The following is a 15153-nucleotide window of genomic DNA, read 5'->3' as shown; positions in this document are numbered from 1 at the left end:
TACAAGACGCAAAATCCAAAGTACCGGCGCAAAAATTTGTGAATAAAAAGTAGTAATTCTTCTGCCCGCAGGTAAATAAATTCTTTCATTATTTTATGAGTATCTTTATAGCCTCTTGTTTTTTAAATAAAGTAAGTGCAGGAGATAGGTGTTATCTTGTAAATATGTTATTAAAAGATTCTTTCTCAGGTTCTCACCAAGAGCAGATAGCTACTTATTTTTGTCAGGTATATTTTACTTTTGATCTGGAGAAGCAGCAATTTATTTATTTGAATCCGGCGGTTGAAAATATACTTGCCCGGAGGCCAGTTGCTATAATCGAGAATCCAGCTATACTGCTGGATTACCTTCATCCCGAAGATCAGGAATATGTACACGCCGAGTACCAAAACCTGATGCAGGGGCAAGTAAAAAGAAGATAGAATTTAGGCTTTTATTTCCGGATAAAGCTGTAAAACACCTTAGTTTAGCTATTTACACAAATCACGCGGAGCCTGGCAAGCATCTGCTGGTAAGCGGATACGCCGAAGATATTTCGAAGCAAAAAGAATACCTGCATAACATTCTAGAATTTAACGCCAAAAAGAACGCTACGCTCGAGATATTATCCCACGATTTAGCCGGTCCGTTTAATAATATTCAGGGCTTAATAGATATACTGGAAGAACAAATTCCGGACAAAGATGGGAAATTATCGAAGTTGCTGCATTATATCCGGGAAAATGCCAAGGTCGGTTCCGATATGATTCATGATTTTGTAGACAACGAATTTCTGGAATCATCGCAGGTAGTGCTGCGCAAAAAACGCATTGATATTGTGCAGAAATTAACGAACGTGTTGGAGAATTACCAACAGCAAGCCGACTTACTGGCCAAAGTTTTTATCCTGAAAACAAGTGGCCACCCCATTTACCTGTACCTGGATGAGATGAAGTTTATGCAGGCAATCAATAACTTAATTTCTAATGCGATTAAATTTACCAACGACAACGGCCAGATAACCGTTAGCATCGAAGAACAAGCCGGTTTTGTTATAATTCAGGTAGCCGATAACGGTATTGGTATACCCGAACGCTTCCAAAAATGTTTGTTCGACAAATTTACCAAAGCCCGTCGCCGGGGCATTAGAGGAGAAAAAACCACCGGTTTAGGAATGTCTATTATTAAATTAATTGTAGAATTACACCACGGTACTATCTGGTTCGAAAGCGAGGAAAATAAAGGCTCTACTTTCTTTGTGCAAGTGCCCATGGACATTTACTAGCAATTGTCTTACCTCTTGTTTTTTAAAAATTTAAAAAAAATTGCGTTTCTGAAGCTTAAACCGCTAGTGGGTTGCGTAATGGGGGATTTATTAAAAAGCAAAAAAGGAGCGCAAATGAGCTCCTTTTGAAGAATAGTAAAAAAATTAAATTTATTTAACGAGGAGCTGGTGTTAGTTCGGCTACGTTACTCTCTTAGTTTTTTAGTTCAAGAATACTTTTCGCATTTCGCTGTATTTATCGGCTTGTAGTTTTATGTAGTACAATCCTTTATTAAATCGGCTTAGTTCCAGTATTTTAGTGGTTTGATCTTCGGTTTCGTAAAACTTTTCGTGCAGTACCACATTGCCTATTATGTTTATTACCTGTAACTCTACATTCTTCTCCCGAAAGCCTTTGAGCGATAAAAATAGTTTACCGGTAGTTGGATTCGGATATATTTTTATTTCCTGAACTGGTTCTTGGTGTGTGGTGGCTACTATGGCTGCGGGAGCCACTTCAAACTTTCCGGCTGCATTTACCGGATCTACCAATGGCAGGTTTAGAAAACCAATTGTTAACAGGAGTATTAATTTATTCATAAGTATTTTAAAATTTTAAGGTTTGTAAGTTGTACTTACGGAATTCTGATTTTTAAATCCGGTGCTTCAAAATCTATAGCAGTTATATTTAGCTCTAGCTTATAGGTATTAAAAAGATGAATGGATTAATGAATTAATGAAACTTTACTACCTGCTTATAAATGAAGTAGGCAAAATTAATGCTGAACTTACTGGAAATAATGGGGGAAAGATATATTTATTAAAAAACTTAAAAACCCCTGCAATTAAACCCGTAAGTGCATAACTTTTAAGATACGTTCGGCATCCTAAATGGCACTTTTTAGAATTTAAACTGCCTGAAAATTTAAAAATTTATTCAGGAACAGCGCATCCGGATTCAGGTAGAAAATCCCAGACTTATTGGCGTACAAACGATTAAAAATAGAAATTATACGGTGTAGAGTTCTGGTAAATAGAACAATATACATTAGCCGCTTTTCTTAAAATTGTAATTGTTTAGTCTTTTAATAATTTCAACTTCATTCAATAATCAGCGGTCTAAAACCAAAATTTCGGGTGCAGTATGTTTCAAGTACCGCCTCAGGTTGCGCGAATCAGAATGAGAATTTTTTAATTTAACAGATGCCGAATTGTTTCTATTCCGGTTCAACTTTTTGCGGAGTAGCTATATAACTTATGTAGAATAAAATAATTTTTCAGGAGCGGCTTACCAGTGGGCTGTGGTATAACTAAAGGTGATTGGTAATGGAGCCATAAGTTGTCGGTATATCGCTTTTAACAAGTACCAGAAAGAAAAAGCGCCAAGCTGTTTAAAGTAAAACAGACAAACTAACTACTGGAATAATGATTAGGTATTTTTTTATCTATCACTGCTGAACACAGCGCTTATTTTTAGGGAAGTGGCTTTGTAAAACCGAGAAGTTAACTTTGTTTTATCCTTTTCTTGCCAACCTCCAGCATCTATAAACTTTCAAAGAAAAAATAATTATTTTCTTAAAATAAAATAGATAAGTATATTGTAGAGAAGAACGCAAAAACCACCACATTTTCCGGTGGAAAAAGCCATTCTTCCGGGTTAGCTTTAGTAGTTGCAGAAATTGGGTGCCTTGAAAACAAAAACAATTACGTTAAAATTTAAAAAAAACAGTCCTGTCCGGAGTAACCTACGTTTAAAATGGCGGTTAACTGGCCAAAACTTGCTATTCTGGGGTTTGTTTCTGTTAATCGCCCCGCGCGGCTTAGCTCAGTTTACATTATTGCCAGCCCAGCAAACCGGCGTTGGTTTTGTAAACAAATTAACCGAATCGGAGACGGCCAATGTGCTGGCTTACGAATATTTTTACAACGGCGGCGGCGCGGCAGTGGGCGATTTAAACAACGACGGCTTACCAGATTTGTTTTTTACGGGCAACATGGTTCCCGACCGGCTTTATATCAATCAGGGTAACCTGCAATTTAAGGATGTTACGCTTAAGTCGGGTTTGAATGCCGCCAAAGGCTGGAAAACGGGCGTGTCGCTGGTAGATCTAAACCAGGATGGCTGGCTGGACATTTACGTGTGCTATTCCGGCAACGGCCAACCGGAAAACCGGCGTAACAAACTTTACCTGAATAACAAAAACCTCACTTTCAGTGAAAAGGCCGCCGAATATGGGTTAGATTTAAATACCCACAGCACCCAGGCTGCTTTTTTGATTACGACAGAGATGGTGATCTGGACTGCTTCAGCCTGAACCATAACGTGAAAGATTTTAAACGCTTTGATGCCGCGGCGGTAAAAGCCATGCGCGACGAGTTTGCCGGCGACCGGCTGTTGCGCAACGACAATGGTAAGTTTGTGGATGTAAGCGCCCAGGCTGGTATTAAAGGCAACCCAATTGGTTTTGGTTTAGGCGTGGCTATAGCGGATGTAAACCAGGATGGCTGGCCCGATATCTACGTATCCAACGATTACATTGAGCAGGATTATTTTTACCTGAATAATAAGAATGGTACTTTCACCGATAAGTTGGAGCAGGCTATCGGGCATGTAAGTTACTTTTCCATGGGCAACGAAATTACCGATATCAACAACGATGGCTTGCCGGATATTCTTACTTTAGACATGTTGCCTGCCGATAATTACCGGCAGAAATTACTGTACGGTCCCGAAAACTACGAGACCTACCAGAACATGCTCCAGAACGGGTTCTATCACCAGCTCATGCGGAATATGCTGCAATTAAACAACGGCGATGGTACTTTTAGCGAAGTGGGCCAGTTGGCGGGCATTTCCAACACCGATTGGAGCTGGGCACCGTTGGTAGCGGATTTCGACAACGATGGCTGGAAAGATTTGTTTATTACCAATGGTTACCTGCGCGATTACACCAACATGGACTTTATGAAGTTCTATGCCGACCAGAAAATGAAGGAAGCCCAGGGCAGTCCTACGGCCTTAATGGATATTATGAAGCAAATGCCGGCCACAGCTACCCAAAACTATATCTTTCGTAACAACGGCCGGTTAGGATTTGAGAATAAAGTAAAAGAATGGGGCTTCGATCAAACTTTTCTCTCAAATGGTGCTGTTTACGCCGACCTGGATAATGATGGCGATTTAGAAATAATTACAAACAACGTAAATCAGGAAGTTGCTATTTACCGCAACGAAGCGCGCCCTGCTACCGCACATTATTTGCAAGTACAATGCGGGGCCGGATATTTGGCCAAAGCTTTAGGAACCAAAGTCTGGGTGTACAGCAAAGGCACCCAGCAATATCAGGAATTTTACCCTTCGCGCGGCTTTCAGTCGAGTATGTACCAGCCGTTACATTTTGGTTTAGGTACGGCCACTGCTGCCGATAGCGTGCGCGTGGTATGGCCCGATGGTAAGCAGCAAACTTTAACGCAGGTAAAAGCCGATCAGAAAATAATTTTAGAACCTTCGGGAGCTATCAAAAATGGGTTGCCGGTAACACGGGTCAAAACGCTTTTAACCGCGGTAAGTAAAGATACTTTGCCCTACGAGCATCAAGAAGACGAATATAATGATTTTAAGCGGCAGTTATTAATGCCCAACATGTTGTCGTACCAGGGGCCTCGCCTCGCGCAGGCCGATGTTGATAAAGACGGGCTAACGGATATATACGCAGCTGGTGCCAAAGGGCAGGCTGGTACCTTGCTTTTGCAGCAGAAAAACGGGTCCTGGAAAGCTAGTAACCCGCCGGCTTTTGTAAACGATTTTATGTTTGAAGATACCGGCGCCGTCTTTTTTGACGCGGACCAGGACGGTGATCCGGATTTATACGTGGTAAGCGGCGGCTATGCGTACCTGGAAAAAGACATGCTGCTGCAAGACCGGTTGTACTTAAATGATGGCACTGGTAATTTTTCGCGGGCGCACGGTAATATTCCTTACGAAAGCAGCAGCGATGCCTGTGTTACAACCTTGGATATAGATAAAGACGGAGACCTGGACTTGTTCGTGGGGGGCGGGTAATTCCGGGCAAATACCCCGAGCCCGCCAGTAGCCGCATTTTACTCAACGATGGTAAAGGCAAGTTTACCGAAGAAACCGTACAACGGGCGCCTTTTTTAGCAAAAATAGGCTTAGTAACCGATGCCGTAGTGCTGGACGTAAACAAAGACACCTGGCCCGATTTAATTATTGCGGGTGAGTGGATGCCCATCACCGTAATCTTGAACCAGCAAGGAATTTTAAAAAAATCTGAAAAAGCGGTGCTTGGCCCGGGTACTACCGGCTGGTGGAACCGTTTGGCCCTAGAAGATTTAGATAAAGACGGCGACCAGGATCTGGTAGCGGGCAACTTTGGGCAGAATACGCAATTAAAACCTACCGAAAAAGAGCCGGTTACAATAGTTTACGGCGATTTTGATCAGAACGAAGCCATTGATCCTTTTCTGTGTTATTATATCCAGGGTAAATCGTATCCATTAGTTAGCCGCGACGAAGCTTTAAATCAAATGATTCCGCTGCGCAAGAAGTTTACCAGTTACCGGGCGTACGCTAATGCCACCATAACTGATATTTTAACCCCGGAGCAACAGCAACAGGCTCAAACTCTGCAAGCCGCTACTTTCCAATCGGTTATCCTGGAAAACAAAGGCGACGGCACTTTTGCGATGCAGGAATTACCGCTGGAAGCCCAGTTTGCACCCGTGTATGCTATTGCCCTCGTGGACGTAGACCACGATGGTTTCAAGGATATTATTCTGGGCGGCAATCAATCTTACACCCGGTTAAAAATTGGAAAAATGGATGCCAATTATGGCATGGTGCTGCGTAATCAGGGAAAACTTAAATTTACGTACGTGCCCCAGTGGCAGAGCGGCTTACAGGTAAAAGGCGATGTCCGGGATATTGCGGTTATTAAAAAAGGCAGTTCTACCTTGTTGCTATTCGGCCGGAATAATCAAAGCACGCAAGGTTATATCCTTAACATTCCTGGTTTATGAAAAGAGCAATTTGGCTGGTGCTACTGGTACTGGGTATAAGAGCTACAAGCAATGCCACGCCGGCCAGTTACCCCGCCGATGCAAAAACCTATGTTCAGATTTTAAAGAAATTAACGGATGTAATGGTGCAGGATGTAACCGGGCCTTGTGCCGCCGCCCGTTATTATGCTTATGCCAACCTGGCCGCCTACGAAGTACAAAACCAACAGGCTCCTCCGGTCCAGTATACGTCTTTCCGGGGAATTATCCGCGACTATCCGGAATTTAATCTTGCTGCAAATCCCGCTGTTAATGCCAACTTTGCCAGTTTGTACGCCTTGCTCCGCATGGGCGAAGAATTATTGCCATCCGGTTATTTACTGGAAGAGTCGCGCCGGCAATTACTGCTGGAAGCCGTTAAAAAGCACCGCCTGAGTAAAGCACAACTAGACGGTTCCGTAGCTTACGCCGACCAAATCGTTAAGCATTTACTGCAGTATGCTGCAAAAGACGGCTATTTAAAAACAACGGGTTATCTGCGGTATACACCATTAAAACAAAGTAGCCACTGGCAGCCCACCCCGCCGGCTTACCAGGAAGCTTACGAACCTCATTGGGGAACGCTGCGGCCGTTTTTGCTGGATAGTGCCGCTCAGTTTAAACCAACTCCAGCAGTAGCTTATAACGAACAGGACGGTACGCCTTTTTATAATTTAGCCCGCGAGGTGTACAATATAGGCAAAACTATGAGCCCCGAACAGCGCAATATTGCTAACTTCTGGGATTGCAATCCTTTTTTTCTGGTGCAGCAAGGGCACGTGAGTTATGGTACCAAAAAGATTTCGCCGGGCGGGCATTGGATGGGCATTACCGGTATTGCTTGTATGCAAAAACAACTTAATCTGGCGGCAACTATTCGCTGTCATGCTTTGGTGAGTATTACCATGGCCGATGCTTTTATTTCTTGCTGGAATGAGAAATACCGGAGTAACCGCATCCGGCCCGAAACGTTTATTAACACCCACCTCGACCGCAACTGGCGGGCTTTGCTGCAAACGCCGCCTTTTCCGGAATATACCAGTGGCCACAGTGTGGTATCAGCGGCAGTTGCTACCTTACTCACTGCACTTTTAGGCGATAAATTTTCTTATACGGATACGGTAGAAGTGGAATTTGGCCTACCCGCGCGGTCTTTTACTTCTTTTCAGCAAGCAGCCCAGGAAGCGGCTCTCTCCCGTTTGTACGGCGGCATTCACTTCCGTGACGCCATTGATAACGGTTTTAGCCAGGGCCAGCAAATCGGGCAGTATGTCTTACAAAAGTTAAAGCAAGAATAATTAAGCTACTGCGGAAAAAATATTAAAAATTTAAAATTTTAGAGTATCTTTTATCCTAAATGTGCTCTATTAAATAGCTGAAAATCTACCTTGTTGCCATTTAAATTGGGTTGCGCACTGTGGGGTGCTTTTTGTAATTATTATTTAATTTATTGCAGTAAGCGCACAAGCAAAATCCGGGTAGATTGCTATTACCCAGTAGTTATTATAAACAATTTGATAATATATAACTATATACCTGAATATTTAAATTTTTTTCAAGGTTATGAGTATAATTCAACTAATTATTAAAATTTTTCAAACTAAATAGGGCATGCCAAATTAAATGTTAAATTTATAACCATAATAGCTAATCTCCCTTTTTGTACGAGCCCCTTACGACCATTTTAAAAATGGTAGAGTTTCAGGAAGTTGAAACAAACACGACTATTGTAACACATTTTAAAATTTTAATCACCAAACAATTAAAGCAATGAGAAAAAAATTACTTCTTATTTCCTTTATGATGTGCTGGCTCACGGTAAACGTGCTGGCTCAGGTATCTATAAAAGGAAAAGTAGTTGCTGCTGGTAATGAGCCCTTACCGGGAGTTAGCATTCTAGTTCAGGGCACCAACCAAGGTACCACCACCGATGTAGACGGTAACTATACCTTACAAGCTCCTGCTTCCGGCACTTTGGTTTTTTCTTACATTGGCTATACCGCCAAAAATGTAGCCATCAACAACCAGTCAACTATTAACGTTACCCTGGACGCAGATACCAAACAGTTAAACGAGGTAGTAGTAACCGCTCTCGGTATTCAGCGGGAGAAGAAGTCTTTAGGTTATACTATATCCGAAGTAAAAGGGGAGAATCTGACCCAAGCGCGCGAAAATAACTTAGCCAATGCACTATCCGGTAGAGTAGCCGGGGTAAACGTAAGCGGAGTAGCTTCCGGACCCGCTGGTTCTTCGCGGGTAGTGATCAGAGGGAACAAATCGCTAAAAGGTTCTAACCAACCACTCTACGTGGTGGATGGTATACCGATGGACAACTCTAATTTTGGGCAGGCTGGCGTATGGGGTGGCGTAGATAGAGGTGATGGCATGGCCAGTATCAATCCCGATGATATTGAATCTATTACGGTTTTAAAAGGAGGAGCAGCATCTGCACTTTACGGGTCCCGCGCCGCTTACGGTGTAATCAACATTACTACCAAAAAAGGTTCCAAAAGAAAAGGACTAGGCGTTGAGTATAATTCTAATTTTGTATTTGAAACCTTGAATAATCAAACTGATTTACAAAAAGATTACGGCAGTGGTAACTACGTTCGTTCTAATCCCACCGATCCCACTTCGCCGTTTGTAGCGGCTAAACCAACTAGTCCTTTACAAGCGTATAACTGGGGCGATGTATCCTGGGGACCCCGTTTTGATGGCAGCCCGGTTATTCAGTTCGATGGCGTAACGCGGCCATATTCCTACACCGGTGATAACTGGAAACGTTTTTACGAAACGGGTACCGCTTTTACCAATACGCTAGCTTTAACGGGTGGCGGCGAAAATCAGACCTTCCGTTTTTCTGTTTCTGATTTACGCAGTAAATCCATTATGCCAAATTCTGGCTTCGACCGGATGAACATGTCTCTAGCTACTGATGGTAGATTTGGCAAAAAAGTTACTTTCAATGCCAAAATATTGTACTCCCACGAAGATGCCAAAAACCGTCCTTTCTTATCCGATTCTCCTAACAACGCTTTTCAATCTATTTACCGGATGCCGGGTAATTATAATGTACTGGATTATAAAGGCGATCCGAATAAGCCAGGGGCCATTGCGGCTAATACCGATCCGGCTCTCTTAAGTATTTGGGGTAAAACCGTGGGCGAAGAATTCCAGCAATCCAACAATCCCTGGGGGCAAAACCCGTATTGGGTAGCCTATCAAACTTCGGTTGATGACGTGCGGGATCGAATTATACCATCGGCACAATTGCGGTACAACATCACCGATTACTTATACCTTTCCGGCCGGATGGGTATGGATTGGTTCACGCGGCGCGACCAGCAAGTTACTCCTCAAGGAACCGGCCATACCCGAAGCGGTTCTATGAACGAAGGTGAAGACCGCGTTCGGGAAATAAACATGGAATCTATTCTGGGAATTGATAAAACCTTCGGTAAAATTGGGGTAAATGCTTTTGTGGGGGCTAACCGCATGCGCCGGAGCAATGAGCGCCTTAATTTAAATGGCAATGGTTTTAACGTACCTTTCGAGCAATTTATTAATAATGCCGCTACCCGTACTTTCGACTATGCTTACGGGGAAAGAGGAATTAATTCCGTATTTGCCTCGGCTGAGGTTAGTTATAATGATTATTTGTTTTTAACCGGAACATTGCGTAAAGACTGGTTTTCTGTTTTAAACCCAGCAATTAACGATATTGTATATCCTTCGATTGGGGCTAGCTATGTATTTACAGAGTCGTTTAGTACGATGCCGGAATGGTTAAGCTTTGGTAAAGTGCGGGCCTCCTGGGCACAAGTAGGAGATGCCAACTCAGTAGATTCCTACCAAACGAATAACACCTATTCGCTTTTAGGAGCTACTCATCTGGGTCGCCCCATGGCCTCTTTCTCGACGGCGGGTGGTAATAACGGCTTAATCCCCAATACAAATTTAATTCCTTTAACTTCTACAGAGCTTGAATTTGGAACCGAGTTGCGGTTTTTGGAAGATCGCTTGGGCTTAGAATTTACTTATTATCACCAGAAAACTACTGATGATATTCTCAATGCTACTATTTCCCGGGCCTCTGGCTTCGGCACAACTTTGGTAAATATTGGCGAACTGGAAAATAAAGGGATAGAAATTTTATTAACTGCTACGCCGGTAAGAGGGGCCTTTACTTGGGATGCTTCTTTAAACGTAGCCCGCAACCGCAATAAGGTAATTAAACTGATTGAAGGTAATCCGGAACTTATTGTGGAAGAGCCACGCACCCGGACCGTGTTTGTAAAACACATTGAAGGTCATCCTTACGGCGAATTAACCGGTTGGGTACAGAAAAAAGCTCCTGATGGACGGTTAGTGTTTGAAGCCAATGGGGCACCCGTACAATCCGATAAAATGGAGATTATTGGCAATGGCTTAGCCGATTGGACTGGTGGTTTAACTAACTCTTTCTCTTTTAAAAACTTCAATTTGAATTTCTTGGTTGATTTTAAATTAGGCGGTGAAATTTACTCCGGTACCAACGTACGCCTAACCCAGTGGGGCTTGCACAAGCAATCTTTAATTGGGCGCGAAGGTCAAGAGCCCTTAACAGTATCCGGCGTAACCCAAAATGGCAAAGATGCCAGTGGAAATCCAATCTATGCGGAATTCAATAAAACCTTAACCCCCCAGGAAGCCCAAAACTACTGGAACCAACTAGGCGAAAGAGCCCAAGATCGCTTTGTGTACGATGCTTCTTTTGCGAAACTGCGCCAACTTACTTTCGGCTATAACGTTCCGCAAAGCTTCCTGAAAAAGACTCCTTTCCAAACTTTGAGCTTGTCTTTTGTCGGCCGTAACCTAGCCATTCTTTGGAAAAATACCGATAACATCGATCCGGAATCAAGCTATTCCAGCGGTAATGGCCAGGGTTTGGATTACTTTGGTATGCCGCGTACACGCAGTTATGGTTTTAACTTACGGGTAGGATTTTGATCTATTTAAATGTAAACACGAAAATGAAATACATACATAAAATACTATTAGGGGCCTTCGGGATGGCACTTCCCCTGGCCGGCTGCGATACGGATGAACTTCATAATTTAAATGTAAACCCGCAGGCCGTTAATCAAATCGATTTAAATTACCTCTTTACGGCCGCCGAGTTAGGCATTGGTTCGAACGGTTCAGCTGGTGATAACCGGTTTATTGATTGGCGAACCAACATTGGTATGACCGCTTATGCTATTCAGCACTTGGCGAATGCGGGCGGCGGTATTGCACCGGGCGATAAGTATCAGGATAACTTTGAAACGGCAGCCGCGCCTTTTGAATTTACCTACAACGACCAGTTAAAAAACATTGCCGAGATTTTAAAACAAACCAACCCCGGCGGATTTGCCGAAGGCAAGTACCAGAATTTGCGCAATGCCTCCCGGATTATAAAGGCTTTCAGCTTTCACCGGTTAACGGACTTTTACGGGAATGTGCCTTACTTTGAAGCGAATCAAGGTATGGAAACTATTTTCTTTCCAAAATACGATAAGCAATCAGCCATATATGCTGATTTATTGAAAGAATTAGATGAAGCTTCAGCGGCTTTAAACGCTGCCAATCCGGACGAAGGCTTTTCTAAATCGGACTTTATCTACAACGGTGATGTAGCTAAATGGAAAACATGGGGTTATTCGCTTATGCTGCGCTTAGCCATGCGGGTTTCTAATGTAAACCCCGACTTAGCGAAGCAATATGTTACCAAAGCAGTGGCCGGTGGCGTATTTACCAGCAACGCCGATAACGTTTGGGTAAAAATGGCGGCCGGTCCTAGTCAATGGACTAACCAAAACGGTATTTCCCGGGCATTTTATCCTGGTGATGGTGGACAGCCTTCTTACTTGAGTAAAACCTTGGTTGATTTTCTGAAAGGCGCTAACTCCGGCATAAGCACCGACGACGATCCTCGCTTAATGATTTTAAGTGGCGGTATTGCTGATTGGTCCGCGGCAGAATGGAAACCAATAAACATCGATCCGTTAGCTCAAAAAGGCATGCCCAATGGTTTCGATCAGAGTGGCTTGGATGCTCTGGAAGGTAAACCAGTTGATCAAAGCAAAACGTACTCCCGGATCAATTTCCTGATGCTGCAACTGGACGAGCCTTACATGGTGATGAACTACGGCGAGGTTGAACTGTTATTAGCCGAAGCACTGGAAAGAGGCATTGGCACAGGAATTACCGGTACAGCCGCAGATCATTACAATGCCGGGGTTAAAGCCTCTATGCAAATGTATACACCCTACGATGCTTCCCTCACTGTTTCGGACGCAGCAGTGGCTACTTACTTAACTACTTACCCCTACGGCGTAGCCAAAGCAGCCTTGCCTATGATTTACGAGCAACTATGGGTAAACAAATTCTTTAACTGGTGGGAAGCCTGGTCGGATTGGAGAAGAACCGACACGCCGCAGTTAACCCCGGTTAATTACCAAGGCAATGTAACGAATGGTACTATTCCGGTACGGTTGAAATACCCGGCTACAGAAGCTGCTGGTAATCAAAATTACTTAACCGGCGCAACTAAACCCGATACTTACACTACCAAAGTTTGGTGGGATGGTGGTACGGAATAGGTGAAAAATTTAAAATTCTAATTAACAAAAAAGTCCTGGAGATTTATTCAGGGCTTTTTTTGTTGCTATCAAGTCTAAAATTTAAAAAAGTTGAACAGCGCACATTAGTTACTTTTCTATAACTTTTGTTTACGAATCAGCGGCTTTATAAAAAGTTAAAACCTCTGAAAATCTTCAGAATTAAATTATCTTCACAGTCTTTCGTTTTGGAACCTAAGCTTCTATAAGCAAGCCCGCTAATTCAAACAAATAAAAGAAGATTTTAAAAATTTTAATTTCTAAGAAGCCTTTAATGCTTGTTTGAACTGTTTTGTAATCCAAGGCCAAACGCTAAATTAGAAAAGGCATAATTATTACCGAAAGTCTTGTTTTTACACGAATCAGGTGCTTTACATATAAAATAAGTTTATGAAAAAAGTCGGTTTTTTACTTTTCGTTTTAACTATTTCCACGGCTTTGGCCCAGCATACACCTTCGGCTGACAAAAAAAATCCTGCACCAGTAAGTTTTACCACGGAGCAGGATCATCAGAACATGATGCAGCAGTTAGGCATTAAATCTTTGCGGCCCGGACCAAGCGGGGATGAAACAGCTCCAAACCACGCAAACTACGATGAGGCATTGGCAAATCCGTACCCAAACTTACCAGAAGTATTAACCTTAAAAAACGGCAAAAAAGTAACCACGCCTGAGCAATGGTGGAAGCAACGGCGCCCCGAAATTATCGAGGATTTTGAAAAAGAAGTAGTGGGGCGGGTACCGAAGCAAGTGCCGAAAGTAAACTGGAAAGTGTTGATCAACGAACGGGAAATGGTAGGGTGGACACCCGTAATAGCCAAGCAGTTAGTGGGCCAGGTAGATAATAGCGAGTACCCGCAGTTAGAAGTTAATATGGCCATGACGGTAGTAACACCCGCCAATGCCAAAGGACCGGTACCGGTTCTCATGATGTTTAGCCGCAGTGCTTTGCCGGCTCCAGCGCAACCTTCCAAGGAAAGCCTAGAAAAAATTAATAATGCTTTAAAGGATTTACTTGTTAAAAATGATCCATCTTTAAAAGCTATTTTCGAGCAATTTCCGGCTTATACACCCATTCCGGCTGCGCCAACAACCTTCCCGATGGGTGCGCCTGTTGGCGATCCACCTACGCCTAATCAGTTATTAGCGGCTGGTTGGGGTTACGTGTTAATAGAACCCGGCAGTATTCAGGCCGATAATGGGGCGGGTTTAACGAAGGGGATCATTGGATTGGTAAACAAAGGACAGCCGCGCAAACCCGATGATTGGGGAGCCTTACGCGCTTGGGCCTGGGGAGCATCGCGGGGCTTAGATTATTTAGAAACGGATCCTGCTGTAGATGCTAAACGCGTAGGAATTGAAGGAGTTTCGCGGTACGGGAAAGCAGCTTTGGTGACCCAAGCATTTGACCAGCGCTTTGCTTTAGGTTTAATTGGTTCGGCGGGTGAGGGCGGCACCAAGTTACACCGACGTAATTTTGGCGAGGCGGTAGAAAGTTTAACCGGCAGCGGCGAGTACCACTGGATGGCCGGTAATTTTTTAAAATACGGGGCTTCCCAGGCTACTTTCGGGAGTAAAAACGCCCACGATATTCCCGTGGACGCCCACCAATTAATAGCTTTATGCGCGCCGCGGCCAACCTTTATTAGTTACGGTATCCCGGAAAAAGGCGATTCTAAATGGCTCGATCAGCAAGGCAGCTACATGGCCACCGTAGCCGCCGGACCCGTTTTTAAGTTGTTAGGAGCAAGAGATTTAGGAGTAACGGAAAGCTACAAAACGGCCAAAATGCCGGGCGTAAACGTGGATATGCTGGAGGGGGAACTCGCTTGGCGTCAGCACGATGGTGGCCATACCGATGCGCCTAACATTAAGTATTTTATTCCGTGGGCCAACAAAATGATCGGTTATAAATCGCTTACAGCTAACCGGTAAGTAAAAGGAAATAGAAGCTAATAAACAATAATTTTAAAAAAAGCCGCAGCAGGATTGCCCAGCAGCGGCTTTCTATTTTCCATTAAATTGAGATTAGTTGTGGTGTTATTTGGATGATGCTATTTCACTTTATTCAGTCATGCCGCTAGCATCTTATCGGTTACTTACTGATATGATTTGTACAAAATAACTTTAATAAACCGAATGAAGCTTCATAAAATCGTTTTAACATACTTGCCAGTGCATCGCCAAATTTACTTTGTAAAAATAGGATGA

Annotated in this window: 10 protein-coding genes; 9 read left to right on the top strand and 1 reads right to left on the bottom strand. The window is 43.3% G+C overall.

Annotated features, from left to right (window positions below; genetic code table 11):
- The first annotated feature begins 164 nt into the window (after positions 1–164).
- Together AHMF7616_RS10820 and AHMF7616_RS10815 are read left to right on the top strand one after the other, a co-directional pair.
- Positions 165–422, top strand: a complete 258-nt coding sequence (locus tag AHMF7616_RS10820; protein WP_158546144.1) for a PAS domain-containing protein — start codon at positions 165–167, stop codon at positions 420–422.
- A 278-nt stretch (positions 423–700) separates the two neighbouring features.
- Positions 701–1264: a sensor histidine kinase gene (locus AHMF7616_RS10815; RefSeq protein ID WP_115372899.1), complete on the top strand. Its 564-nt coding sequence runs from the start codon at positions 701–703 to the stop codon at positions 1262–1264.
- 201 nt (positions 1265–1465) lie between these two features.
- On the opposite strand, the gene AHMF7616_RS10810 is transcribed toward AHMF7616_RS10815, so the two are convergent.
- A complete protein-coding gene (locus AHMF7616_RS10810) occupies positions 1466–1843 on the bottom strand; it encodes a T9SS type A sorting domain-containing protein (RefSeq protein ID WP_115372898.1) in 378 nt (125 codons plus the stop codon).
- Between the two features lie 1088 nt (positions 1844–2931).
- Here AHMF7616_RS10810 and AHMF7616_RS10805 point away from each other — a divergent pair.
- The 7 genes from AHMF7616_RS10805 to AHMF7616_RS10775 all read left to right on the top strand — a co-directional run bounded on the left by AHMF7616_RS10805 (position 2932) and on the right by AHMF7616_RS10775 (position 14877).
- Entirely contained in the window at positions 2932–3558 is a 627-nt protein-coding gene (locus AHMF7616_RS10805; protein ID WP_147275661.1) for an FG-GAP repeat domain-containing protein, read from the top strand.
- Between the two features lie 8 nt (positions 3559–3566).
- Positions 3567–5306, top strand: coding sequence for a VCBS repeat-containing protein (locus AHMF7616_RS10800; RefSeq protein WP_115372896.1), 1740 nt, complete (start codon positions 3567–3569; stop codon positions 5304–5306).
- Positions 5307–5434: 128 nt separating this feature from the next.
- The gene (locus tag AHMF7616_RS10795) at positions 5435–6283 is read left to right on the top strand and encodes an FG-GAP repeat domain-containing protein (protein ID WP_158546143.1); all 849 of its coding nucleotides are present in this window, start codon (positions 5435–5437) and stop codon (positions 6281–6283) included.
- Complete coding sequence (locus AHMF7616_RS10790; protein WP_115372894.1) at positions 6280–7599, top strand: vanadium-dependent haloperoxidase; 1320 nt, start codon at positions 6280–6282, stop codon at positions 7597–7599. Before AHMF7616_RS10795 ends, AHMF7616_RS10790 begins: the two co-directional genes overlap by 4 nt.
- 472 nt (positions 7600–8071) lie before the next feature.
- Entirely contained in the window at positions 8072–11290 is a 3219-nt protein-coding gene (locus tag AHMF7616_RS10785) for a SusC/RagA family TonB-linked outer membrane protein (RefSeq protein ID WP_115372893.1), read from the top strand.
- A 23-nt stretch (positions 11291–11313) separates the two neighbouring features.
- Positions 11314–12924, top strand: coding sequence for a SusD/RagB family nutrient-binding outer membrane lipoprotein (locus tag AHMF7616_RS10780; protein WP_115375560.1), 1611 nt, complete (start codon positions 11314–11316; stop codon positions 12922–12924).
- A gap of 408 nt (positions 12925–13332) precedes the next feature.
- A complete protein-coding gene (locus AHMF7616_RS10775; RefSeq protein ID WP_115372892.1) occupies positions 13333–14877 on the top strand; it encodes a glucuronyl esterase domain-containing protein in 1545 nt (514 codons plus the stop codon).
- Positions 14878–15153 lie beyond the last annotated feature (276 nt).

Source organism: Adhaeribacter pallidiroseus, assembly GCF_003340495.1.
Taxonomy (GTDB): Bacteria; Bacteroidota; Bacteroidia; order Cytophagales; family Hymenobacteraceae; genus Adhaeribacter; species Adhaeribacter pallidiroseus.
This window is presented reverse-complemented; position numbering and strand designations above follow the sequence as displayed.

What these genes read in the sequence shown, in the direction of transcription:
- AHMF7616_RS10820 (WP_158546144.1), top strand. Translation starts at nt 165, where the DNA reads ATGTTATTAAAAGATTCTTTCTCAGGTTCTCACCAAGAGCAGATAGCT.
- AHMF7616_RS10810 (WP_115372898.1), bottom strand. Translation starts at nt 1,843, where the DNA reads ATGAATAAATTAATACTCCTGTTAACAATTGGTTTTCTAAACCTGCCA.
- AHMF7616_RS10790 (WP_115372894.1), top strand. Translation starts at nt 6,280, where the DNA reads ATGAAAAGAGCAATTTGGCTGGTGCTACTGGTACTGGGTATAAGAGCT.
- AHMF7616_RS10785 (WP_115372893.1), top strand. Translation starts at nt 8,072, where the DNA reads ATGAGAAAAAAATTACTTCTTATTTCCTTTATGATGTGCTGGCTCACG.
- AHMF7616_RS10780 (WP_115375560.1), top strand. Translation starts at nt 11,314, where the DNA reads ATGAAATACATACATAAAATACTATTAGGGGCCTTCGGGATGGCACTT.
- AHMF7616_RS10775 (WP_115372892.1), top strand. Translation starts at nt 13,333, where the DNA reads ATGAAAAAAGTCGGTTTTTTACTTTTCGTTTTAACTATTTCCACGGCT.